Origin of the sequence: Sphingomonas sp. C3-2 (genome assembly GCF_033025475.1) — a bacterium.
In the GTDB taxonomy this organism is placed as follows: Bacteria; Pseudomonadota; Alphaproteobacteria; order Sphingomonadales; family Sphingomonadaceae; genus Sphingobium_A.
In genome coordinates this window covers 3,222,773-3,243,711 of the sequence record NZ_CP130322.1, presented here as the reverse complement: position 1 = coordinate 3,243,711, position 20,939 = coordinate 3,222,773, and the positions used below count along the sequence as shown (strand labels likewise).

At 64.0% G+C, this 20,939-nt stretch carries 20 protein-coding genes; 14 read left to right on the top strand and 6 right to left on the bottom strand.

The genetic code is table 11. The features are described from left to right. Positions 1-20 precede the first annotated feature (20 nt). The gene (locus QYC26_RS15565) at positions 21-1,220 is read right to left on the bottom strand and encodes a penicillin-binding protein activator (protein ID WP_317513132.1); all 1,200 of its coding nucleotides are present in this window, start codon (positions 1,218-1,220) and stop codon (positions 21-23) included. On the opposite strand from QYC26_RS15565, the gene rsmI reads away from it, so the two are divergent. Genes rsmI through QYC26_RS15545 form a run of 4 tightly spaced genes read left to right on the top strand, consistent with a single transcriptional unit; the run spans position 1,219 to position 4,030 of the window. Continuing rightward, the gene (gene rsmI / locus QYC26_RS15560; RefSeq protein ID WP_317513131.1) at positions 1,219-2,073 is read left to right on the top strand and encodes a 16S rRNA (cytidine(1402)-2'-O)-methyltransferase; all 855 of its coding nucleotides are present in this window, start codon (positions 1,219-1,221) and stop codon (positions 2,071-2,073) included. The two genes, QYC26_RS15565 and rsmI, sit on opposite strands and share 2 nt — an antisense overlap. Then, positions 2,070-2,420, top strand: coding sequence for a YraN family protein (locus tag QYC26_RS15555; protein ID WP_317513130.1), 351 nt, complete (start codon positions 2,070-2,072; stop codon positions 2,418-2,420). The genes rsmI and QYC26_RS15555 overlap by 4 nt, the downstream gene beginning before the upstream one ends. 51 nt (positions 2,421-2,471) lie before the next feature. Beyond that, on the top strand, positions 2,472-3,419 hold the full coding sequence (gene gshB / locus QYC26_RS15550) for a glutathione synthase (RefSeq protein ID WP_317513129.1): 948 nt from the start codon (positions 2,472-2,474) through the stop codon (positions 3,417-3,419). Positions 3,420-3,430: 11 nt separating this feature from the next. Beyond that, positions 3,431-4,030: a DedA family protein gene (locus tag QYC26_RS15545; RefSeq protein WP_317513128.1), complete on the top strand. Its 600-nt coding sequence runs from the start codon at positions 3,431-3,433 to the stop codon at positions 4,028-4,030. A 7-nt stretch (positions 4,031-4,037) separates the two neighbouring features. Here QYC26_RS15545 and QYC26_RS15540 read toward each other — a convergent pair whose 3' ends face one another. Continuing rightward, the gene (locus tag QYC26_RS15540) at positions 4,038-4,925 is read right to left on the bottom strand and encodes a tyrosine recombinase XerC (RefSeq protein WP_317513127.1); all 888 of its coding nucleotides are present in this window, start codon (positions 4,923-4,925) and stop codon (positions 4,038-4,040) included. Positions 4,926-5,004: 79 nt separating this feature from the next. Next, on the bottom strand, positions 5,005-5,658 hold the full coding sequence (fsa, locus tag QYC26_RS15535) for a fructose-6-phosphate aldolase (RefSeq protein WP_317513126.1): 654 nt from the start codon (positions 5,656-5,658) through the stop codon (positions 5,005-5,007). 112 nt (positions 5,659-5,770) lie between these two features. Between fsa and QYC26_RS15530 the strand changes: the two genes are divergently transcribed. Next, positions 5,771-6,055, top strand: a complete 285-nt coding sequence (locus QYC26_RS15530; RefSeq protein WP_317513125.1) for a DUF2218 domain-containing protein — start codon at positions 5,771-5,773, stop codon at positions 6,053-6,055. Positions 6,056-6,070: 15 nt separating this feature from the next. On the opposite strand, the gene QYC26_RS15525 is transcribed toward QYC26_RS15530, so the two are convergent. Continuing rightward, a complete protein-coding gene (locus QYC26_RS15525; RefSeq protein ID WP_317513124.1) occupies positions 6,071-6,352 on the bottom strand; it encodes an HNH endonuclease in 282 nt (93 codons plus the stop codon). 74 nt (positions 6,353-6,426) lie between these two features. Between QYC26_RS15525 and QYC26_RS15520 the strand changes: the two genes are divergently transcribed. From QYC26_RS15520 to QYC26_RS15510, 3 genes are all read left to right on the top strand, one after another. After that, on the top strand, positions 6,427-8,595 hold the full coding sequence (locus QYC26_RS15520) for a primosomal protein N' (RefSeq protein WP_317513123.1): 2,169 nt from the start codon (positions 6,427-6,429) through the stop codon (positions 8,593-8,595). 150 nt (positions 8,596-8,745) lie between these two features. After that, a complete protein-coding gene (locus tag QYC26_RS15515; RefSeq protein ID WP_317513122.1) occupies positions 8,746-10,866 on the top strand; it encodes a TonB-dependent receptor domain-containing protein in 2,121 nt (706 codons plus the stop codon). A gap of 145 nt (positions 10,867-11,011) precedes the next feature. Beyond that, positions 11,012-12,547, top strand: coding sequence for a hypothetical protein (locus QYC26_RS15510; protein WP_317513121.1), 1,536 nt, complete (start codon positions 11,012-11,014; stop codon positions 12,545-12,547). 5 nt (positions 12,548-12,552) lie between these two features. Here the strand turns inward: QYC26_RS15510 and ada are convergent, their stop codons facing one another. Continuing rightward, entirely contained in the window at positions 12,553-13,629 is a 1,077-nt protein-coding gene (gene ada / locus QYC26_RS15505) for a bifunctional DNA-binding transcriptional regulator/O6-methylguanine-DNA methyltransferase Ada (RefSeq protein WP_317513120.1), read from the bottom strand. 241 nt (positions 13,630-13,870) lie between these two features. On the opposite strand from ada, the gene QYC26_RS15500 reads away from it, so the two are divergent. The 5 genes from QYC26_RS15500 to QYC26_RS15480 all read left to right on the top strand — a co-directional run bounded on the left by QYC26_RS15500 (position 13,871) and on the right by QYC26_RS15480 (position 18,685). Further along, positions 13,871-14,425 (top strand): F0F1 ATP synthase subunit delta, encoded by a 555-nt coding sequence (locus QYC26_RS15500; protein WP_317513119.1) that lies wholly within the window; start codon positions 13,871-13,873, stop codon positions 14,423-14,425. A gap of 2 nt (positions 14,426-14,427) precedes the next feature. Continuing rightward, positions 14,428-15,957, top strand: a complete 1,530-nt coding sequence (gene atpA, locus QYC26_RS15495; protein ID WP_317513118.1) for a F0F1 ATP synthase subunit alpha — start codon at positions 14,428-14,430, stop codon at positions 15,955-15,957. 98 nt (positions 15,958-16,055) lie between these two features. After that, entirely contained in the window at positions 16,056-16,934 is an 879-nt protein-coding gene (locus tag QYC26_RS15490; protein ID WP_317513117.1) for a F0F1 ATP synthase subunit gamma, read from the top strand. A gap of 24 nt (positions 16,935-16,958) precedes the next feature. Beyond that, positions 16,959-18,419 carry a F0F1 ATP synthase subunit beta gene (atpD, locus tag QYC26_RS15485; RefSeq protein ID WP_317513116.1) on the top strand — a complete coding sequence of 487 codons (1,461 nt, stop codon included), beginning with the start codon at positions 16,959-16,961 and terminating at the stop codon, positions 18,417-18,419. Between the two features lie 2 nt (positions 18,420-18,421). Continuing rightward, complete coding sequence (locus QYC26_RS15480; protein WP_317513115.1) at positions 18,422-18,685, top strand: ATP synthase F1 subunit epsilon; 264 nt, start codon at positions 18,422-18,424, stop codon at positions 18,683-18,685. 222 nt (positions 18,686-18,907) lie between these two features. On the opposite strand, the gene QYC26_RS15475 is transcribed toward QYC26_RS15480, so the two are convergent. Then, positions 18,908-19,192, bottom strand: coding sequence for a DUF6265 family protein (locus tag QYC26_RS15475; protein WP_317513114.1), 285 nt, complete (start codon positions 19,190-19,192; stop codon positions 18,908-18,910). 136 nt (positions 19,193-19,328) lie between these two features. On the opposite strand from QYC26_RS15475, the gene QYC26_RS15470 reads away from it, so the two are divergent. Beyond that, a complete protein-coding gene (locus QYC26_RS15470; RefSeq protein WP_317513113.1) occupies positions 19,329-20,858 on the top strand; it encodes a CpaF family protein in 1,530 nt (509 codons plus the stop codon). Positions 20,859-20,939: the final 81 nt, after the last annotated feature.

Genomic DNA, 20,939 nt, shown 5'->3' with positions numbered 1-20,939 from the left:
CGCTCAGGCGACGAGCCTAATCATTTTCCGAACGCCTTGGGCGCGGGCGAGACGATGCTGAACTTGCCCGCATCGATCTGCTGCACTTCGAGCGCGCGTTCGGCGATGCCGTCCTTGCTGAAGCGGAAGGCGCCGTCGATGCCGGCGAAGCCGCTGGGATCGTTCAGCATCTTGACCGGAAAATTGGTGCCGACCTTCCAGTCGCGCGCGACGCGGGTGACGAGCAACACGGCATCATAGCCAAGGCTGGACAGGCGATACGGCGCCTTGCCGTAGCGCGTGCGATATTTGGTCGAGAGCTGGGTGTAGAGCCCGTCGGACACGCTGGCGAACCAGGCGCCGCGCAGCGCCGGATTGTTGGCGAGCGAGGTTTCGGTGTTCCACAGTTCGGTGCCGAGGATGCGCGCGCCCGGCGCCCCACCCTTTCGGACCAGCGGCACGATCTGGACGGCGACGCCGCCGCCATCGGCGATCATCAGCGCATCATAGGCACTGGTTTCCGAAAGCTTGCGGACCGCTTCCTGGATCGACCGCTGGGACCGGTCATAGCTTTGCATGCCGACGACGCGACCGCCTGCGCCCTCGACCGCGCGGAGCATCGCGGTGGAGGCGCGCTGGCCGTAAACGCCGGTGGGCATCAGCCCGGCGAAACTGGTGGCACCGCGGCTACGCGCATAATCGACGACGCGTTCGATCGACTGGGCGGGGCTGTAGCCGAGAAGATAGGTGCCACTGCCCGCGACGCTGGCATCGTTCGAAAAGCTGATGAGCGGCACGCTGGCCTTGCGCGCGACGGGGGCGACGGCGGTGACGTCGTCGCTGAGCAGCGGGCCGAGAATCACCTTGTTGCCCTCTGCCACCGCCTTTTGCGCGGCGGCGCCTGCACCGAGCGCGGTATCATAGGTGGTGATGCGGATCTGCTTGCCGCCGGTATCGAGCACGGCGAGGTTCGCGGCATTGGCGATCGACTGGCCGACGCCGGCATTGGCGCCCGTCATCGGGACGAGCAGCGCGACGCGGTGGCGCAGCTGATCCTCAGGCAAACCGGGGCCTACGGGCGTTTCAACGACCGGTTCGGTGGGGCGCACCGGCGGCTTGCCCTTGGGCACCACCGTCTGACAGCCCGCAATGAGAAGCGCGAGCCCCAATGCCGCCACCCGCTTGTACGGAAGCACCTTCCATTTGCCTGCCGGGTGCAGCTTCTCTACCGCTTCTGCCATGGATATTCCTCGTCTGAACGCAAACCTTGAACCCGGTCTGTATATCGTAGCGACCCCGATCGGCAATCTGTCCGATCTTTCGCCGCGCGCTTCGGCGATTTTGGCGGGGGTAGCGCTGATCGCGTGCGAGGACAGCCGGGTGACCGCCAAGCTGTTGCAGCATATCGGCGTGAAGCGGCCGATGATGCCCTATCACGACCATAATGCTGACCGCGTACGCCCTGGGCTGATCGAGCGGATGCGCAGCGAGGCGATCGCATTGGTGAGCGATGCGGGGACGCCGCTGATTTCCGATCCCGGATACAAGCTGGTGCGCGATGCGCGCGCGGCGGGCGTGACGGTGACGACGATTCCCGGCCCCTGCGCCGCGATCGCCGCGCTGACGTTGGCCGGGCTGCCGAGCGACCGGTTCCTGTTCATGGGGTTCCTGCCCCCCAAGCAAAAGGCGCGCGCCGACACGATCGCCGAGGTCGCCGCCGTGCGCGCGACGCTGATCTTCTACGAATCCGGACCACGGCTGGCCGCGACGCTGGGTGCGCTGGCCGAGGGGCTGGGCGACCGCGAGGCGGGCGTGGCGCGCGAGATCAGCAAGCGGTTCGAGGAATGCCTGACCGACAGCCTGTCTGCGCTGGCCGCGCGCTATGCCGAGGCGCCGCCCAAGGGCGAGATCGTGATCGTCGTCGCGCCGCCGGGTGAAGCCCCCGCGCCGAACGCCGATGATGCGGACGCGGCGCTGGCCGAGGCGCTGACCCGCCTGCCCCCCGCCAAGGCGGCCGGCGAGATCGCCAGGAAATTCGGGCTGGACCGCAAGGAGCTTTATGCCCGCGCGATGGCGATGAAGGACGGCGATTGACGCGCGCCAAGGCCGAACAACGCGGCCGGCGCGGCGAAACCGTCGCAGCCTGGTGGCTGCGCCTGTTCGGCTGGCGGATATTGGGGCGCCGCGTGCGTACGCCGATGGGCGAGATCGATCTGGTCGCGCGGCGCGGGCGGACCATCGCCTTTGTCGAGGTGAAGACCCGCGCCAATGCACATGAACTGGCGCTGGCGATCGACCGGCACCGGCTGACGCGCGTTGCCGCCGCCGCCAATGCGCTGGCACCGCGCTATGCCATGCGCGGCGAGGATATCCGCATCGACGTGGTTCTGGTGCGCCCCTGGGCGCTGCCCCGCCACATCGCCAATGCCTGGCACGGGTGACAGGCGCACGCGCGTCCCCTAAAGCGCAGGTCCGCACAGTTGGAGAAGCATATGAGCCTCAAGGTCGCCGTCCAGATGGACCCGATGGAAAGCATCAAGATCGCAGGCGATTCGACCTTTGCGATCATGCTGTCCGCGCAGAGCCGCGGCCACAGCCTCTATCATTACGAGGCAGGCGACCTGAACTATGCCGATGGCCGCGTGTGGGCCCGGGCGCATCCGGTGACCGTGCAGCGCGTTGACGGCGATCATTTCGCCTTTGGCGATCCGGTGACGATCAACCTCGGCAACGAGATCGACGTGGTGCTGATGCGGCAAGACCCGCCGTTCGACCTTGGCTATATCACAGCGACGCACCTGCTGGAGCGGATCCGCCACCAGACGCTGATCGTCAACGACCCCGTTTCGGTGCGCAACGCACCCGAAAAGCTGTTCGTGCTCGACTTCGGTCATTTCATGCCGCCGACGCTGATCACCCGCTCGCTCGCCGAAGTCCGCGCATTCCAGCAGACGCATGGCGAGATCGTGGTAAAGCCGCTTCACGGCAATGCTGGATCGGCGGTGTTCCATATCGCCGCGGATGGCCGCAACCTCGCCTCGCTTGTCGAACTGTTCGGCGAGGTGTGGCGCGAACCGTTCATGGTGCAGGCCTTCCTGAAGGAAGTGTCCGGCGGCGACAAGCGCATCGTGCTGGTGGACGGCGAAGTGGCCGGCGCGATCAACCGCGTCCCCGGCAGCGGCGAGATCCGTTCGAACCTGGCAGCCGGCGGCCGCGCAGAGGCAACCGCGCTATCCCCGCGCGAGCAGGAAATCTGTGCCGCACTTGGCCCCGCGCTCAAGGAACGCGGGCTGTTGTTCGTCGGCATCGACGTGATCGGCGGCTATCTGACCGAGATCAACGTCACCTCCCCCACCGGCATCGTCTCGATGGACCAGTTCAACGCCACCGATACCGGCGCGATGATCTGGACCGCGATTGAAAACAAGCTGAAGCGTTGAAGGGCTGAATCGTGTCCGACTGGATGATCAATCTTATCGAGCAGTCGGGCTATCTCGGCGTGGCGTTCCTGATGTTCCTCGAGACGGTGTTTCCGCCGATCCCGTCGGAAATCATCATGTCGATCGCCGGGGTAAAGGCCGCGCAGGGCGCGCTTTCGCTGCCCTGGGTGATCGCCGCTGGCACCGCCGGCGCGATGCTGGGCAATTATTTCTGGTATCTGGCGGCGCGCGTGATCGGGATCGACCGGTTCAAGCCGCTGATCGACCGGTATGGCCGCTGGCTGACGATGGACTGGAACGAAATCCAGCGCGCCGAAAAGCTGTTCGGCCAATATGGCTTTGCCTTTGTGTTCTTCGGGCGAATGCTGCCGACACTGCGGTCGCTGATCTCGATCCCCGCGGGCCTGTTGCACATGCGGCTTTCGACCTTCGTTGTCTGGTCGACGCTGGGCACCGCGGGCTGGACCGCGCTGCTGGCGGTATTCGGCTGGGCAGTGGGCAACAATGTCGACCAGATCGACGATTTCATCGGCCCGGTTTCGACCGCCGTCATCATCCTGATCGTCGCTACCTATCTGTGGCGCGTGATCTTCTGGCGCCCCAAGGCCTGAGCCCCGCTCAGGCCCTTGGATGGGCGCTGCGATAAACGTCCATCAGATGCGCGGCATCGACCGCGGTGTAGATCTGGGTTGAGCTGAGACTGGCATGGCCGAGCAGTTCCTGCAGCGCGCGCAGATCGGTGCCGCGGCCGAGCAGATGCGTGGCAAAGCTGTGGCGCAGCGCATGGGGCGTGGTGCGATCGGACAGGCCAAGCCGGGTGCGCGCGCCCTGCACCGCGCGGCGGATGAGCGCGGCTGAAAGCGGACCGCCCCGCGTGCCCCGAAACAGGGGTTCGTCGCGGCCCGGTTGCCATGGGCAGAGCGCGACATATTCCTCAATCGCCCGGCGGACCTGCGGCAGCAGCGGGACGATGCGCGTCTTGCCGCGCTTGCCGGTGACCGACATCGTCTCGCCAAGCGGCATCACCGAACCGGTGAGCGCCATTGCCTCCCCGATGCGCAGGCCCGCGCCGTAGAGCAGCATGAGCACCGCCCAGTTGCGCGCGCCGATCCACGGTTCGCGCGCATGTTCGGCAGTATCCTCGGCCAGGGCCACGGCTTCGTCGGGAGAGATGGGGCGCGGCAGCCCCTTTTGGACTCGCGGGCCCTTTAGCCGCGGAATGGCCTGCCCTTCGGCCGCCACGAATTTTAGGAAACCGCGCACCGCCGACAATTCGCGCGCGGCGGAGGTGTTGGCCAGCCCCTCCCCCCGGCGGAAGGCGAGATAGGCGCGCAGGTCGGCGGGCTCGAGCGCGCGCAGGAGATCGACATCGACCGCGCGGCCGTGATGCTGGGAGAGAAAATCATACAGCCGCTCGGCCGTTGCCAGATAGGCGCGCACCGTATGTTCGGAGCGGCGGCTGTGATTGCGCAGATGGCTGCGCCACTGAGCGATGAGATCGGCCATGCCCGCTTATCGGAAAATCAGTGGCCGGGGACAACAGCCCTTCCCCCATATTGCGGGAGAAGGGCCGTTAAATTCAGGATCAGCCGATCGACTGGCCGGTCTTCGCCCAGTCCGCAAGGAAGCCTTCGATGCCCTTGTCGGTGAGCGGGTGGTTGAACAGCGCCTTGATGACGGCGGGCGGCGCGGTCATCACATCGGCGCCGATGCGCGCGGATTCGAGCACATGGACGGGGTGACGGACGCTGGCGACCAGGATTTCGGTGTCGAAGGCGTAGTTGTCGTAGATGAGACGGATGTCGGAGATGAGCTGCATGCCATCGAAACCGATATCGTCATGGCGACCGACGAAGGGCGAGATGAAGGTGGCGCCGGCCTTGGCGGCGAGAAGCGCCTGGTTGGCTGAGAAGCACAGCGTGACGTTGACCATCGTGCCGTCGCTGGTGAGCTTCTTGCAGGTCTTGAGGCCGGCGGGCGTCAGCGGAACCTTGACCGTGACATTGTCGGCGATCTTCCGCAGGATTTCGGCTTCCTTCATCATCGTTTCATGGTCGAGCGCGACGACCTCTGCCGAGACGGGGCCATCGACGATGCCGCAGATTTCCTTGACCACGTCGAGGAAATCACGACCCGACTTGTGGATGAGCGAAGGGTTGGTGGTGACGCCGTCGAGCAAGCCGGTTTCGGCGAGTTCGGCGATTTCCTTGGTGTCGGCGGTATCAACGAAGAATTTCATGGGAGGCGCTCGCTTGTCGCAAAGTGATTCGTTGCCCCGCTCTATAAGCGCTTCGGGCAGATTGGCGAAGCGCAGCCGTTGAAACCGGTGGGTGCCCAATTATCTTGAAGGGATGACGACATCCCGCGCCCATGTGCAGACCGCCAGCGCCAGCCGCTATCTTCAACAACTCGGCAAGCATTGGGGGCACAAATTCCCCGTCGATATGAGCCCCGAACATGCGACGATCGACCTGCCGTTCGGCCGGTGCACGCTGAATGCCGATGCCGCGCATTTGACCGTCGATCTGGCAGGTTCGCCCGAGGCGGACATGGACAAATTCGAAGAGATTGTGGCCGAGCATCTCCAGCGCTTCGGCCACCGCGAGACGCTGGTGTTCGACTGGCAGCGCGGCTGAGCCCCCGCCGCCCGGTCAGCGCTTGCCATAGGTGGGCGCGTGAAAATCGGGCGGCTTGTTTTCAATCCAGCGCAGGAAGCGCGCGATCGCCGGATCGGCGCGCAGTTCGGTGGCAGCCGGGGCCATCCGCGCCAGCGCCGCATTGCTGAACACAGCATGGATCGTACGGTGGCAAATGGGGTGGAGCGGCACCGTTTCGCTTCCGCCCCGGCTCTTGGGCACGGGATGATGCCATTCCACCCGCCGCCCAAGCGGACGGCCACACAGCCAGCAGCGGGGGTTTTCGGGGTCGTCCATTGCCAGACCCTAGCTCCGTCGCGAAAGCATCAACAGCCTTTCCCTTTCCCCCCAAGCCCCTCTAACTAGGCCTGATGACTCGCGCCCGCGTTCTCCTTCTCAACAGTGCGCTTGGCCCGCTCGATTACCGGGTGCCCCACGGCATGGCGGTGGAGCCGGGATCGATCGTCGTCGCCCCGCTGGGGCCGCGCCAGCTGGCCGGAGTAGTGTGGGAACCCGAGCGCATGGCGTCTGACGGCGAGGTGGGCGACAACCGGTTGCGCAATTTGCTGAGCGTGATCGACGCCCCGCCGCTGCGCCCCGAGCTGCGCCGCCTGATCGAGTGGACGGCGGATTATTACCTCGCGCCGCCCGCCGCCGTTTTGCGCATGGCGCTGCCGTCCTCCTCCGCGCTCGAAGGGGTGCGGATGATCACCGAATACCGGCTGTCGGGCTTTCGCCCCGAGCGGCTGACGAGCCAGCGGCTGCAGGCGCTGGACCGGATCGGCGAGCGGCAGGGGCTGATCCGCGAGCTGGCGGAGATCGCCGATGTTTCCGACAGCGTGATCCGCGGGCTGGTGAAGGCCGGCGCGATCGAGGCGGTGGAGGTGAATATCGACACCCCCTATCCCCCGCCCGAACCCGATCACGCGCCCCCTATCCTGTCCGCACGCCAGAGCGAGGTTGCGACAAAGCTGGTCGAGGCCGTGGATGCCAAGGCGTTCCACCCCTTTCTGCTCGACGGCGTGACCGGATCGGGCAAGACCGAGGTCTATTTCGAGGCGGTTGCCGAGGCGATCCGGCAAGGCCGGCAGACGCTGGTGCTGCTCCCCGAAATCGCGCTGACCGAGCCGTTCCTGAAGCGCTTTGCCGCGCGCTTCGGCCATGCCCCCGTGGCCTGGCACAGCGATCTGCGCCAGTCGCAGCGGCGCCGTGCGTGGCGCGCGATCGCCAGCGGCGAAGCGCTGGTGACGGTGGGCGCGCGTTCGGCGCTGTTCCTGCCCTATGCCGATCTCGGCCTGATCGTCGTCGACGAAGCGCATGAGACGAGTTTCAAGCAGGAAGAAGGCGTGCATTATCACGCCCGCGACGTGGCAGTAATGCGCGGGCATTTCGACCAATGCCCGGTGATCCTGGCATCGGCCACCCCCGCGATCGAAACGCGCCAGCAGGTGGAGATCGGCCGCTATACCGAGCTGAAGCTTCCGGGCCGCTTCGGCAAGGCCGAGATGCCCGATATCGCCGCGATCGACCTGATCGCCGAGCCCCCCGAACGCGGGCGCTGGCTGGCCCCCCGGCTGGTGGAGGCGATGCGCGAGACGCTGGAGCGCAGCGAACAAGCGCTGCTGTTCCTCAACCGGCGCGGCTATGCCCCGCTGACGCTGTGCCGCACCTGCGGCCACCGGTTCCAATGCCCCAATTGCACCGCGTGGATGGTCGAGCATCGGCTGGTGAAGCGGCTGGCCTGCCACCATTGCGGCCATGTGATGCAGCCGCCCGAGGAATGCCCCGAATGCCATGATGAGGACAGCCTTGTCGCGTGCGGCCCCGGGGTGGAGCGGATCGCCGATGAAGCCAAGCTGCTGTTTCCCGACGCGCGCACCGCGATCGTCACATCGGACACGCTATGGTCCCCCGCCAAGGCGGCGGAGTTTGTGGGCCGGATGGAGGCGGGCGATATCGATATCGTGATCGGCACCCAGCTGATCACCAAGGGCTATCACTTTCCCAATCTGACGCTGGTCGGCGTGGTCGACGCCGATCTGGGGCTGGAAGGCGGCGACCTGCGCGCCGCCGAGCGCAGTTTCCAGCAGATCATGCAGGTGGCGGGGCGCGCCGGGCGCGGCGAGAAGCCGGGCCATGTGCTCATCCAGACGCACAACCCCAAGGCACCGGTGATGGACGCACTGGTGAGCGGCGACGCGCAGAGCTTTTACGAGGCCGAAACCGAGGCGCGCCGCCATGCGGGCGCCCCGCCTTTTGGTCGCTATGCCGGGATCATCATCTCTTCCGAGGATCAGGGCATGGCGCTGGAAACCGCCAAGCGGATCGGGCGCAGCGCACCCAAGGTGGACGGGATGCATGTGTACGGCCCCGCCCCCGCCCCGCTCGCGATGCTGCGCGGGCGCCACCGTTTCCGCCTGCTCGTCCATGCGCGCCGCTCGCTCGACGTCCAGAATGTCATCCGCGAATGGATCGGCCCGATCGACTGGCCCAACAAGGTGCGCGTGGCGGTCGACGTCGATCCCTATAGTTTCCTGTAACACCGCCGACCGCGCGCCGATCGTCGCGCCCGCGCTTGCCTTGGCAACAATTTGTTACATATCGGAAAAATAATGATTTGACTTCCGACCGCGCATTGCCCACTCGCGGACAGCAATTGAAACACATTCGCAATATCAACAGGGGCAACAATGTTCAGAGCGGTTCGCACTCCCTTTTCCCGGCACATCACCGGCGCCAGCCTCATGGTCCTTGCCATGGCCGCCAGCCAGCCGGCCTTCGCCGAAGATGCGGACAGCGCCTCGGACGAGCGCGGGATCGTGGTGACGGCGGCGGGCTATGAACAGAAGATTATCGACGCGCCCGCGAGCATCAGCGTGATCGACCGCGTCGACCTGCAGGACAAGCGCTTCGGCAGCCTTGCCGAGGCGCTGCAGGATATCGAGGGCGTCGATGTCGGCGGCGAGGCGGGCAAGACCGGCGGGCTCAACATCTCGATCCGCGGCATGCCGAGCGAATATACGCTCGTGCTGGTCGACGGCCGCCGGCAAAACGCGCCGGGCAATGTGACCCCCAATGGCTTTGGTGAATCTTCCACCAGCTTCCTGCCCCCCTATTCAGCGATCGAGCGGATCGAGGTGGTGCGTGGCCCGATGTCGACGCTTTACGGGTCAGACGCGATGGGCGGCGTCGTCAACATCATCACCCGCAAGGTGGGTGATCGCTGGGCGGGCACCGCGACTGCCGAAACCACGATCCAGGGCGATGACCGTTTCGGCAATATCCAGTCAGTGAACGGTTATGCGCAGGGCCCGCTGATCAAGGGGCTGGCCGGGCTGACGCTGCGCGGCAGCATCCACCACCGCGAAGGCGCGAACATCGAAATTCCGGGCGATCCCGCGCTGCGCCTCGGCCGCGAGCCGGTGCAGTCGGACATCTACACCTATGGCGGGCGACTGACGCTGACGCCGCATGCCGACCATGACCTGTGGCTCGAGATCGACCGCAACGAGCAGACCTATGACAATAGCAAGGGGCAGCTCGGCACGCTGGGTTCGGGCGGCTATGCCCCCGAGCAGAAATTCAACCGCACCAATTATGTCGTCGCGCATAGCTGGCGCAGCGCGCTGGGCACGCTCGACACCACACTGACGCGCAACGAGACCGAAACCATCGGCCGCCTGATCCCCAACGGCACCCCCGGCGCCGTGGCGGGCAGCGCCCGTACGCTGGAATCGCGCAACGACATCATCGACACGCGTTTTGCCGGCAAAACCGGGCCCGTGGCGTTCACCGTCGGCGGCCAGTACTGGCATGCGCGGATGGTGGAAGGCGTGGCACCCGAGCCATTCAAGTTCACCCAGTGGGCGGGCTTTGCCGAGGCGACCGTGACGCTGACCGAAGGGTTCAACCTGACCGGCGGCGTGCGCTATGACGACCATTCGACCTTTGGCGGCAAATGGTCTCCCCGCGCCTATGCGGTGTGGCAGATCAACGATGCGCTGACGCTGAAGGGCGGCGTGAGCCGCGGCTTCAAGACCCCGCGCGTCGAACAGATCGCCAGCGGCATCATCGGCTTTGGCAGCCAGGGCCGCGTGCCGCAGATCGGTTCGCCCGGCCTGACGCCTGAGACGAGCACCAGCTATGAAGCGGGCCTCTATTACGACGCGGGCGGCTTCTTCAGCGGCAATGTCACGCTGTTCAACAACGAATTCGACGACAAGATCGCGAGCGGCCCGGGTGTTCCGAACTGCAGCTTTGCGGGTGCCCCCAACCGCCCCGGTTGCGTCGATGTCGGCAACTTCCCCAATGTCGATCTGTTCAGCCAGTCGGTGAACATCGACAAGGCGCGCACGCGCGGCGGTGAAATCGCGACACGCTTCGCCTTCTCACAGGCGGTGTCGCTGGGGCTGAACTATACCTATACCGAAACCGAGCAGCTGAGCGGCACGGACAAGGGGCTGCCGCTGGTGGGCATGCCCAAGCATATGCTGAACGCCAATCTGCGCTGGAAGCTGGACGATCAGGCAAGCCTGTGGGCCCGTGCCGAAATCCGTTCGAAGCGCTGGCGCGGCAACAATGCCCAGCAGGCCGCGCTCGGCGATTTCCGTGGCTATGAGCTGTTCCACATCGGTGGTTCGTACCAGATCACCCCGGCCTTCCGCCTTGCGGCGACGGTGTATAACATTCTCGACACCGATTATGCGGTTTACGAGCCCTATGCGAGCGGCGCGAACACCGTGTACGCCCCGGCTTATTCGATCAATCAGGAAGGCCGCCGCCTCTGGCTTTCGGCGACGGTCGATTTCTGATCATCGCCTAAAACCAAGACAAACACGTAAATGCCGGGTTGCCCATGGGCGGCCCGGCATAACCCTTTCTTCCCCCATGCCATTACCATTGCGTATCAATCCCGCCACATCCTATGAAAAGGCAATTGCCTGGGGGGGATAGAGAATGCAGTTTTTCCGAGCGAGCGCTGCTGCCGCAGCATTGCTGACGATTGCGACGCCAGCATCAGCGGAATGGCGCAAGGCCACATCGCAGCATTTCGAAGTCTATTCCGAAGGCCCGGAGAAGTCGCTGACCGATTTCACGGCGCGGCTGGAGCGTTTCGACGCATTGCTGCACAAGGTGCTTGGCATCCGGACACGCGATGACGGCATTCCCCGCCTGAACGTGTTTCTTGTCGCGAACACTGCATCGGTCCGCAAGGCGATGAACGCCAAGCGATCGTCCATTGCCGGTTTCTACTCAGCGCGTCCCGGCGGGGCCATGATCGTGTCGCCGCGCGCGATGGCGGTTTCGTCCAAGCTGGACCTCGACGCGGAAACGATCCTGTTTCACGAATATGCGCATCACTTCATGATGCAGAATTTCCCGGTCGCCTACCCCGCCTGGTATGTTGAGGGGTTTGCCGAGTATTTTTCGACCGCCGAGCCCAAGGCCGATGGCACTGCGACGATCGGGCGGCCCGCGACACACCGATTCTACGGTCTCGGCACCATGTCGATGATGCCGACCAAGGCGCTGTTTGCCGGGATGACGGGCAAGGACGCCGCATCGATCGATCTCTATTATGGCCAATCCTGGCTGCTGACACATTATCTGAGCTTTGCGAAAGACCGCCAAGGCCAGCTCAGCGATTATCTGAACGCGATGAACCGGGGGCTTTCCTCGGAAAACGCAGCGATCGAGGCCTTTGGTCCGCTGGACAAGCTCGACAAGGATCTGGAAGCCTACAAGAAGGCGCGGCGGATCAGCTTCCTGGAACTGAAAAATTTCCAGGTGAGCCCGCCCCAGGTGAAAGTGGAAACGCTGTCCGAGGCGGAAGGCGCGCTGATACCCTTCCGTATCCAGCGCATCGATGGCCTCGACACCGAGGACGGCGCGGCGCAGATCGCAGAGTTCCGGGCGCTGGCGCAGCGCCATGCCGGCCACCCAGCCGCGAACGACGCGCTGACATCGATTGCGATCGCCGAGAAGAAACTGGATGAGGCCGACGCCGCGAACAACGCATACCTGACATATAAACCGAATGATTCCCGTGCATTGCTTCGTAAGGCGGAGATAGCGATGGAGCGCCTGGAGCAGAAATCCAGCCCGACGGCCGCCGAGTGGAAGCAGGTGCGACCGATGATCGTGAACGCCAATCGCGCCAATCCGAACGATCCGCTGGTGCTGACCGCCTATTATCGGTCCTTCCTGCGCGAAGGCGTGAAACCCACCCCGGTTGCGTTCGACGGACTGCGGCGCGCGCTGCAACTGGCCCCGCAGAGTTCGGAAATCCGGTTCATGCTGGCGCACCATCTGATGCAGGAAAAGAGGAATGAGGAAGCGCGCGTCGTGATCGCCCCGCTCGCCTATTCACCGCATGAAAGCGGATCGCGCACCGCCGCGCTGCAAATACTGGCCAAGATCGACGGCAAGCCCGCGCCTGAGGGCGAGGACGAAGAACAGGAAACGGCGGAGGTGGAGACGAAGGCAGACTGAGCCTTTCAGTCCACGCCCTCCCTTTTCCTCAAATCGAGTTTCCGTTCTATTCCATAAGCATATCCACCCATGCTGCCATCGCTTCTCTGCGCGCGGTGGCAGGGGATGACGACGGCGAGATGGTTGGCACCGCAGGCCGTGCCCGCCGCGCGGACGGCGCGCGGGTTGCCGACGATCGTGGCCAGTTCGGTATAGGTGCGCGTTTCGCCGACGGGGATCGCGCGGAGCGCCTGCCACACCGCCTCCTGAAAGGCGGTGCCCTGAACGTCGAGCGGGAGATCACGGTGGCGGCCGGGCTGTTCGACCTCGCTCACCACCTTTTGCGCGAGCGCGGCGAGCGCGGCACCGCCGGGTTCGATGCTGGCGGCAGGAAAGCGGGCATATAGTGCATCCTCCCCTTCGTCGAACGAGACCCGGCAAAGCCCCTTGTCGGTTGCGGCGACAAGCAGCGGGCCAAGGCTGGTATCGGCCTGCACCCATCGGATGACCACCCCCGCCCCGCCGCGCTTCCAGGCGCTGGGCGTCATGCCGAGGCGCGCGCTCGTCTCGGCATAGAAACGGCTGGGCCCCGAATAGCCCGCTTCATAGATGGCATCGGTCACACGGTCCTCCTTTACCAGCGCATCGGTGGCCCGGCCCGCGCGCAGCGCGCGCTGATAGGCAGCAGGGGTGATCCCGGTCGCGCGTTTGAACAGCCGGTGGAAATGATGCGGCGCATAGCCGACCTTCTCGGCGAGCAGATCGAGCGACACCGCCGCATCAGCTTGTCCGAGCAATTCGATCGCACGCGCGACGGCGATGCGTTCGCGCCCGACTTCGTCGGGGCGGCAGCGCAAGCAGGCGCGGAACCCCGCCGCGCGCGCGGCCGCGGCATCAGGATAGAAGCTGACATGTTCGCGTTTGGGATGGCGCGCCGGACAGCTGGGCTTGCAATAGATGCCCGTCGTCCGCACCGCGCCGACAAAGCAGCCGTCGAAACTGCGATCGCGCCGTTCGAACGCCGCCCATGCCGTGTCCGCATCGACACCCGTTCCGGCAGCGAAATCTTGGACGGGGGCGCCCAAGTATTTTTTGCGGTTCATGCTCATGCAAGGCTTTGTACGGCAGTAACCAGTGCCATACATCCCGCCAATTGCGTTCAAAGCGGTGCGCAGCGCATCATTTTGTCTTCTCACATGGTCGTGAATTGCCCCGAGAGCGGGCAGAGCATCTTGCATCCCCCGGCAAGCGATGCTAGCAGCCGCGCGACCCATAAGGGGGCGCGAAATTCGCCCCCCGTTTCGCGTGGGGCTATTCCGTTTGTTCTTAGGGGACACAAGGCGCGTGGAGACTTCCGGCGGCATTCAGGCCAGCTTAGCAGGGCGGTACGCCACTGCCCTGTTCGATTTGGCCCGTGATTCGAACAATATCGAGGCCGTTGAAAAGAGCCTTGGCATTCTTAAGAGCGCTCTGGCCGAATCGGCCGAGCTTCGCCAACTGACCAAGAGCCCGCTTCTGTCGCGGACCGAGTCAGGCAAGGCGATCGAGGCAGTGGCCAAGTCGCTCGGGCTCGATCAGCTCACCACCAAATATCTGGGCGTTCTTGCCTCCAATCGCCGTCTTGGCGAAGTGAGCAACACGATCCGGTCCTTCCAGGCGCTTGCCGCGAACCATCGCGGCGAGACCAAGGCCGAGGTCACGTCCGCACATCCGCTTTCCGCCGCGCAGGTCGATGAGCTCAAGAAGCAGCTCAAGGCACGCGTCGGCCGCGACGTTACCGTCGATCTGACCGTCGATCCCGCCATTCTGGGCGGCCTCGTCGTCAAGATCGGCTCGCAGATGATCGACAGCTCGATCAAGACCCGTCTCAATTCCCTCGCGCACGCGATGAAAGGCTGAACATGGATATCCGCGCTGCAGAAATCTCGAAGGTCATCAAGGACCAGATCGCCAATTTCGGCACTGAAGCCCAGGTTTCCGAAATCGGAACCGTGCTCTCGGTCGGCGACGGTATCGCCCGCATTCACGGGCTGGATAACGTCCAGGCCGGTGAAATGGTCGAGTTCGCCAACGGCATTCAGGGCATGGCCCTCAACCTCGAAGCCGACAATGTCGGCGTCGTGATCTTCGGCTCGGACGCCGAAATCCGCGAAGGCGACACCGTCAAGCGCACCGGCACCATCGTCGACGTTCCCGTCGGCAAGGGCCTGCTCGGCCGCGTTGTCGACGGCCTCGGCAACCCGATCGATGGCAAGGGCCCGATCGAGTACACCGAACGCCGCCGCGTTGAAGTGAAGGCGCCGGGCATCATCCCGCGCAAGTCGGTGCACGAACCCGTGCAGACCGGCCTCAAGGCGATCGACGCGCTCGTTCCCGTCGGCCGCGGCCAGCGCGAACTGATCATCGGTGACCGTCAGACCGGCAAGACCGCCGTCGCGATCGACACCTTCATCAACCAGAAGACCATCAACGCCGGTGGTGACGAGAGCAAGAAGCTCTACTGCATCTACGTCGCAGTCGGCCAGAAGCGTTCGACCGTCGCGCAGATCGTGCGTCAGCTCGAAGAAAACGGCGCGATGGAATATTCGATCGTCGTTGCGGCTACCGCTTCGGAACCCGCTCCGCTTCAGTATCTCGCGCCCTATGCCGGCGTGACGATGGGTGAATTCTTCCGCGACAACGGCATGCACGCCGTGATCGTGTATGACGATCTTTCGAAGCAGGCCGTGGCCTACCGTCAGATGTCGCTCCTCCTCCGTCGTCCGCCGGGCCGCGAAGCATATCCGGGCGACGTCTTCTATCTCCACAGCCGTCTGCTTGAACGCGCTGCGAAGATGAACGACGAAAACGGCAATGGCTCGCTGACCGCACTGCCGATCATCGAAACCCAGGCAGGCGACGTTTCGGCGTATATTCCGACCAACGTGATTTCGATCACCGACGGCCAGATCTTCCTTGAAACCGATCTGTTCTTCGCCGGCATCCGCCCCGCAATCAACGTCGGCCTTTCGGTCTCGCGCGTCGGTTCGGCGGCACAGACCAAGGCGATGAAGAAGGTTTCGGGCTCGATCAAGCTCGAACTGGCGCAGTACCGCGAAATGGCGGCATTCGCACAGTTCGGTTCGGACCTCGACGCCTCGACGCAGAAGCTGCTGAACCGCGGCGCCCGCCTCACCGAACTGCTGAAGCAGGGCCAGTTCAGCCCGATGCCGTTCGAAGAGCAGACCGCGTCGATCTTCGCTGGCACCAGCGGCTATCTCGACAACGTCCCGGTCGATGCGGTTACCCGCTTCGAAGCCGCGATGCTTGCCGACCTGCGCGCCAACCACGCCGACGTCCTGAACACGATCCGCGACACCAAGGATCTGGGCGACGAAGTGAAGGGCAAGCTGAAGGCTGCGCTCGACCAGTTCGTCAAGACGTTCGCTTAAGGGAAATCGTCATCCCGGCCTTCGGGCCGGGATCTCCCTTGTTCAACAAGAATAGAGAGATTTCGGCCAAGCGCCGAAATGACGAGTGAAGGGATACAATGGCTAGCCTAAAGGCCCTCAAACTTCGCATCGGCTCGGTCAAGTCGACGCAGAAGATCACCAAGGCGATGAAGATGGTCGCCGCCGCAAAGCTGCGCCGCGCGCAGGAAGCGGCGCTTGCCGGACGCCCCTATGCCGAGCGCCTGGAAAAGGTGATGGCGGGCCTTGCGGCCAAGGTGACGATCAGCGCATCGTCTCCGAAGCTTCTGGCCGGCACCGGCAGCGATCAGGTGCACCTGATCATCGTCGCCACCTCGGAACGCGGCCTTGCGGGTGCGTTCAACACCAACATCGTTCGTGCTGCACGCAAGAAGGCCGAGGAATTGGCCGCTGCGGGCAAGACCGTTAAGTTCTACATCGCCGGCAAGAAGGGCCGTGCCGTGATCAAGCGCTTCCACGCGAAGCAGATCGTGCACGACCATGAAATGGGCTACATCAAGAATGTTGCCTTTGCCAACGCGCAGGCGCTCGCCGACGACGTGATCGCACGCTATGAAGCGGGCGAATTCGACGTGGCACACCTGTTCTACGCCAAGTTCGTCTCGGCGCTGGTGCAGGTCCCGGTCGGCCAGCAGATCATCCCCGTTCCCATGCCCGAAGGCGTGGAAGCCGATGCCGCCGAAGCCGTCGTGGAATATGAACCCGATGAGGAAGCGATCCTGGCGGATCTGCTGCCCCGCAACGTCGCGGTTCAGGTGTTCCGCGCACTGCTCGAAAACGCCGCTTCGGAACAGGGCAGCCGCATGAACGCGATGGACAACGCCACGCGCAACGCCGGCGACATGATCAACCGCCTTAGCATCCAGTATAACCGGACGCGTCAGGCCGCGATCACCACCGAACTGGTCGAAATCATTTCCGGCGCCGAAGCGCTTTAAGAAATCAAGGCAAGGAAAACCGTCATGGCAACCGAATCCCAGACACCCACGGCCGCGACCGGCCGTATTTCGCAGGTCATCGGCGCCGTCGTCGACGTGACCTTCGAAGGTCACCTCCCCGCCATTCTGTCGGCGCTCGAAACCGACAATAACGGCAACCGCCTCGTTCTCGAGGTTGCGCAGCACCTCGGCGAAAACACCGTCCGCACGATCGCGATGGACTCGACCGAAGGCCTGACCCGCGGTCAGCCCGTCGCCGATACCGGCGCGCAGATCTCGGTTCCGGTTGGCCCCGCAACGCTCGGCCGCATCATGAACGTCGTCGGCGAACCGATCGACGAACGTGGCCCGATCGGCACCACCGTCACCGCCCCCATTCACGCCAAGGCTCCCGAGTTCGTCGAACAGTCGACCGAAAGCTCGATCCTGGTCACCGGCATCAAGGTCATCGACCTTCTCGCCCCCTATGCAAAGGGCGGCAAGATCGGTCTGTTCGGCGGCGCCGGCGTGGGCAAGACCGTTCTTATTCAGGAACTGATCAACAACATCGCCAAGGGCCATGGTGGTACGTCGGTGTTCGCGGGCGTCGGTGAACGCACCCGCGAAGGTAACGACCTTTACCACGAGTTCCTCGACGCAGGCGTTATCGCCAAGGACGCCGACGGCAACGCGATCTCTGAAGGTTCGAAGGTTGCACTGGTTTATGGCCAGATGAACGAACCGCCGGGCGCGCGTGCACGCGTTGCGCTTTCGGGTCTGACGATCGCCGAATATTTCCGCGACCAGGAAGGCCAGGACGTTCTGTTCTTCGTCGACAACATCTTCCGCTTCACGCAGGCAGGTGCAGAAGTGTCGGCACTTCTGGGTCGTATTCCTTCGGCCGTGGGCTATCAGCCGACGCTGGCGACCGACATGGGCGCGCTGCAGGAACGCATCACCTCGACCAACAAGGGCTCGATCACCTCGGTGCAGGCCGTCTACGTTCCCGCAGACGATCTTACCGACCCTGCTCCCGCAACCTCGTTCGCTCACTTGGACGCGACGACCGTGCTTAACCGCGCGATTTCGGAACTGGGCATCTACCCGGCAGTCGATCCGCTCGACTCCACCTCGCGCGTTCTCGAACCGCGCATCGTCGGCCAGGAGCATTACGACACCGCCCGCGCCGTTCAGTCGCTGCTCCAGAAGTACAAGTCGCTTCAGGACATCATCGCGATCCTCGGCATGGACGAGCTTTCGGAAGAAGATAAGCTGACCGTGCAGCGCGCTCGCAAGATCCAGCGCTTCCTGTCGCAGCCCTTCCACGTCGCAGAAGTCTTCACCGGCATCTCGGGCAAGTTCGTGCAGATCGAAGACACGATCAAATCGTTCAAGGCCGTGGTTGATGGTGAATATGACCACCTGCCCGAAGCAGCGTTCTACATGGTTGGCGGCATCGAAGAAGCCGTTGCCAAGGCCCAGAAGCTGGCCGCGGAAGCAGCCTGATCATGGCCGCGCTGCACTTTGAACTGGTCACGCCCGAAAGGCTGATCCGCTCCGAGGACGTCCACATGGTGGTCGTCCCCGGCACGGAAGGTGAATTCGGCGTGCTCGCGGGCCACGCGCCCTTCATGTCGACGATCAAGGACGGCGCCCTCTCGATCTACAAGACCGAGAACGGCGCTCCCGAAACGATCCGCATCGAAGGCGGCTTTGCGGAGGTCAATGAAAAGGGCCTTACCGTTCTGGCCGAAAAGGCCGAAGCAGCCTGATCTGCCGGACAAGCAAATTGCGAAGGGCGGTGCGAAAGCGCCGCCCTTTTCATTTGCGGTGATATTTCCAGCGCATCGGCTTGCTGCCATCGGCCAGTGAAATCTCCGCATGGAGCACATCGCCCTCGCGCCAGTAGCGGATACGCTGGGGGTAATCATTGTCGACATTACGGAAGGTGATGTCCGTTCCTGCACCCTCGCTTCGGGCAAAGCGCGTACGGTTCAGCCCGCGCGGCGATGCCCAGAAGGCAATGGTTGGGCGTTGCCCGCACCCGCATCCGTCTCGACATGGATCTGCATCGCTTCCCACTGATCGGCCGTATCGCCGACGCCGGAACGGCTTGCGCCCAGCATGATGCCGCCGCGCGGCGACATCCAGCACTCTTCCGTCCAGCGATCATCCGATCGGGCTTCCCAGCATCCGGAGAGCCAATCGGGCAAAGCCGGCGCGTCCGCCGCCAGCAGCAAAGGGGTGGAAAACAGGATCAGGCCATATTTCAATGCCATGGGCCCTTCCCCTCAGCGTCCTGCTTTGCCAATGAGTGCGCGCGTTTCACGCATTAGGCAATTGTCAAAGTTTCCAGATTATTCACCTTCAACAAGAGGCCCGACCAGGGGCTGGCAAGAGGATGGCAGCGAAGCGATGAGCGCATTCGGAAAACGCGGTGGTATGGCAGGCGGCGCGGCAGGGCGCCCTTCTTTTGGCGTGGCACGGCCGATGCAGGGAGGATTCCGCCCCGCGCAAAACGATGGCGAAGCGATGGGCGGTTCGCAATTCCCGCCAATCGACAGCGCCGAACTGCCGCCCGAGGACCTCGCGATTTCGACGAGCGCCGCGCATAGCGATGCGATGGCGCGGCTCGATGAGCGCCTGAACGCGGTACATGCCACGAACGCCAAGCCCGAAGGGTTCGAAGCCTCGGTCCACAAGATCAAGGAACAGGTGCTGCCGCGCCTGCTCGAACGCGTCGACCCTGAAGCCGCTGCCACGCTGAGCAAGGATGAACTGGCAGAGGAATTCCGCCCGATCATCGGCGAAGTGCTCGCCGAACTGAAATTCACGCTCAACCGGCGCGAGCAGTTCGCGCTGGAAAAGGTGCTGGTCGACGAACTTCTGGGCCTCGGCCCGCTCGAAGAACTGCTCGCCGATCCGAACATCTCGGATATCATGGTGAACGGCCCCGAGCAGACCTATATCGAGCGCAAGGGCAAGCTGGAACTGGCGCAGATCCAGTTCCGCGACGAGGCGCACCTGCTGCAGATCGCGCAGCGCATCTGCAACTCGGTGGGCCGCCGTGTCGACCAGACCACACCGCTCGCGGACGCCCGTCTGAAGGACGGCAGCCGCGTCAACGTGATCGTGCCCCCGCTCAGCTTGCGTGGCACCGCGATCTCGATCCGTAAATTCTCCGACAAGCCGATCACGCTCGACATGATGGCGCGCGGCGGATCGATGTCGGACAAGATGTCGACCGCGCTCAAGATCGCGGGCGCCAGCCGCTTCAACATCGTGATTTCGGGCGGCACCGGCTCGGGTAAGACGACGATGCTCAATGCGTTGTCGAAGATGATCGATCCGGGCGAGCGCGTGCTGACGATCGAGGACGCCGCCGAACTGAGGTTGCAGCAACCGCACTGGCTGCCGTTGGAAACCCGCCCCGCCAACCTTGAAGGTCAGGGCGCGATCTCGATCCGCGATCTCGTCATCAACGCGCTGCGTATGCGCCCGGACCGCATCATCCTGGGCGAAATTCGTGGCTCCGAATGTTTCGACATGCTGGCGGCGATGAACACGGGCCATGACGGGTCGATGTGTACGCTCCACTCCAACAGCCCGCGCGAGGCGCTGGCGCGTATGGAAAACATGGTCATGATGTCTGACATCAAGGTGCCCAAGGAAGCGATTTCGCGCCAGATCGCGGACTCGGTCGACCTGATCGTCCAGGTGAAGCGCCTGCGCGACGGTTCGCGCCGCACCACCAACATCACCGAGGTGATCGGGATGGAGGGCGATGTGATCGTGACGCAGGAGCTGTTCAAGTTCGAATATCTGGACGAGACGCCCGATGGCAAGATCATCGGCGAATATCGGGCGATGGGCCTGCGTCCCTATACGCTCGAAAAGGCGAAGCAATACGGCTTTGATCAGGCATTCCTCGAAGCCTGCCTCTGAGGTACGCCGCACTGCACAACATCACCACATGGTGGTATTGAGCAGGTGCAGCACAGCCTAGGCCGGAGGGGTATCATTCCT

What these genes read in the sequence shown, in the direction of transcription:
- rsmI (WP_317513131.1), top strand. Translation starts at nt 1,219, where the DNA reads ATGGATATTCCTCGTCTGAACGCAAACCTTGAACCCGGTCTGTATATC.
- QYC26_RS15565 (WP_317513132.1), bottom strand. Translation starts at nt 1,220, where the DNA reads ATGGCAGAAGCGGTAGAGAAGCTGCACCCGGCAGGCAAATGGAAGGTG.
- gshB (WP_317513129.1), top strand. Translation starts at nt 2,472, where the DNA reads ATGAGCCTCAAGGTCGCCGTCCAGATGGACCCGATGGAAAGCATCAAG.
- QYC26_RS15540 (WP_317513127.1), bottom strand. Translation starts at nt 4,925, where the DNA reads ATGGCCGATCTCATCGCTCAGTGGCGCAGCCATCTGCGCAATCACAGC.
- fsa (WP_317513126.1), bottom strand. Translation starts at nt 5,658, where the DNA reads ATGAAATTCTTCGTTGATACCGCCGACACCAAGGAAATCGCCGAACTC.
- QYC26_RS15530 (WP_317513125.1), top strand. Translation starts at nt 5,771, where the DNA reads ATGACGACATCCCGCGCCCATGTGCAGACCGCCAGCGCCAGCCGCTAT.
- QYC26_RS15525 (WP_317513124.1), bottom strand. Translation starts at nt 6,352, where the DNA reads ATGGACGACCCCGAAAACCCCCGCTGCTGGCTGTGTGGCCGTCCGCTT.
- QYC26_RS15520 (WP_317513123.1), top strand. Translation starts at nt 6,427, where the DNA reads ATGACTCGCGCCCGCGTTCTCCTTCTCAACAGTGCGCTTGGCCCGCTC.
- QYC26_RS15515 (WP_317513122.1), top strand. Translation starts at nt 8,746, where the DNA reads ATGTTCAGAGCGGTTCGCACTCCCTTTTCCCGGCACATCACCGGCGCC.
- QYC26_RS15510 (WP_317513121.1), top strand. Translation starts at nt 11,012, where the DNA reads ATGCAGTTTTTCCGAGCGAGCGCTGCTGCCGCAGCATTGCTGACGATT.
- ada (WP_317513120.1), bottom strand. Translation starts at nt 13,629, where the DNA reads ATGAACCGCAAAAAATACTTGGGCGCCCCCGTCCAAGATTTCGCTGCC.
- atpA (WP_317513118.1), top strand. Translation starts at nt 14,428, where the DNA reads ATGGATATCCGCGCTGCAGAAATCTCGAAGGTCATCAAGGACCAGATC.
- QYC26_RS15490 (WP_317513117.1), top strand. Translation starts at nt 16,056, where the DNA reads ATGGCTAGCCTAAAGGCCCTCAAACTTCGCATCGGCTCGGTCAAGTCG.
- atpD (WP_317513116.1), top strand. Translation starts at nt 16,959, where the DNA reads ATGGCAACCGAATCCCAGACACCCACGGCCGCGACCGGCCGTATTTCG.
- QYC26_RS15480 (WP_317513115.1), top strand. Translation starts at nt 18,422, where the DNA reads ATGGCCGCGCTGCACTTTGAACTGGTCACGCCCGAAAGGCTGATCCGC.
- QYC26_RS15475 (WP_317513114.1), bottom strand. Translation starts at nt 19,192, where the DNA reads ATGGCATTGAAATATGGCCTGATCCTGTTTTCCACCCCTTTGCTGCTG.
- QYC26_RS15470 (WP_317513113.1), top strand. Translation starts at nt 19,329, where the DNA reads ATGAGCGCATTCGGAAAACGCGGTGGTATGGCAGGCGGCGCGGCAGGG.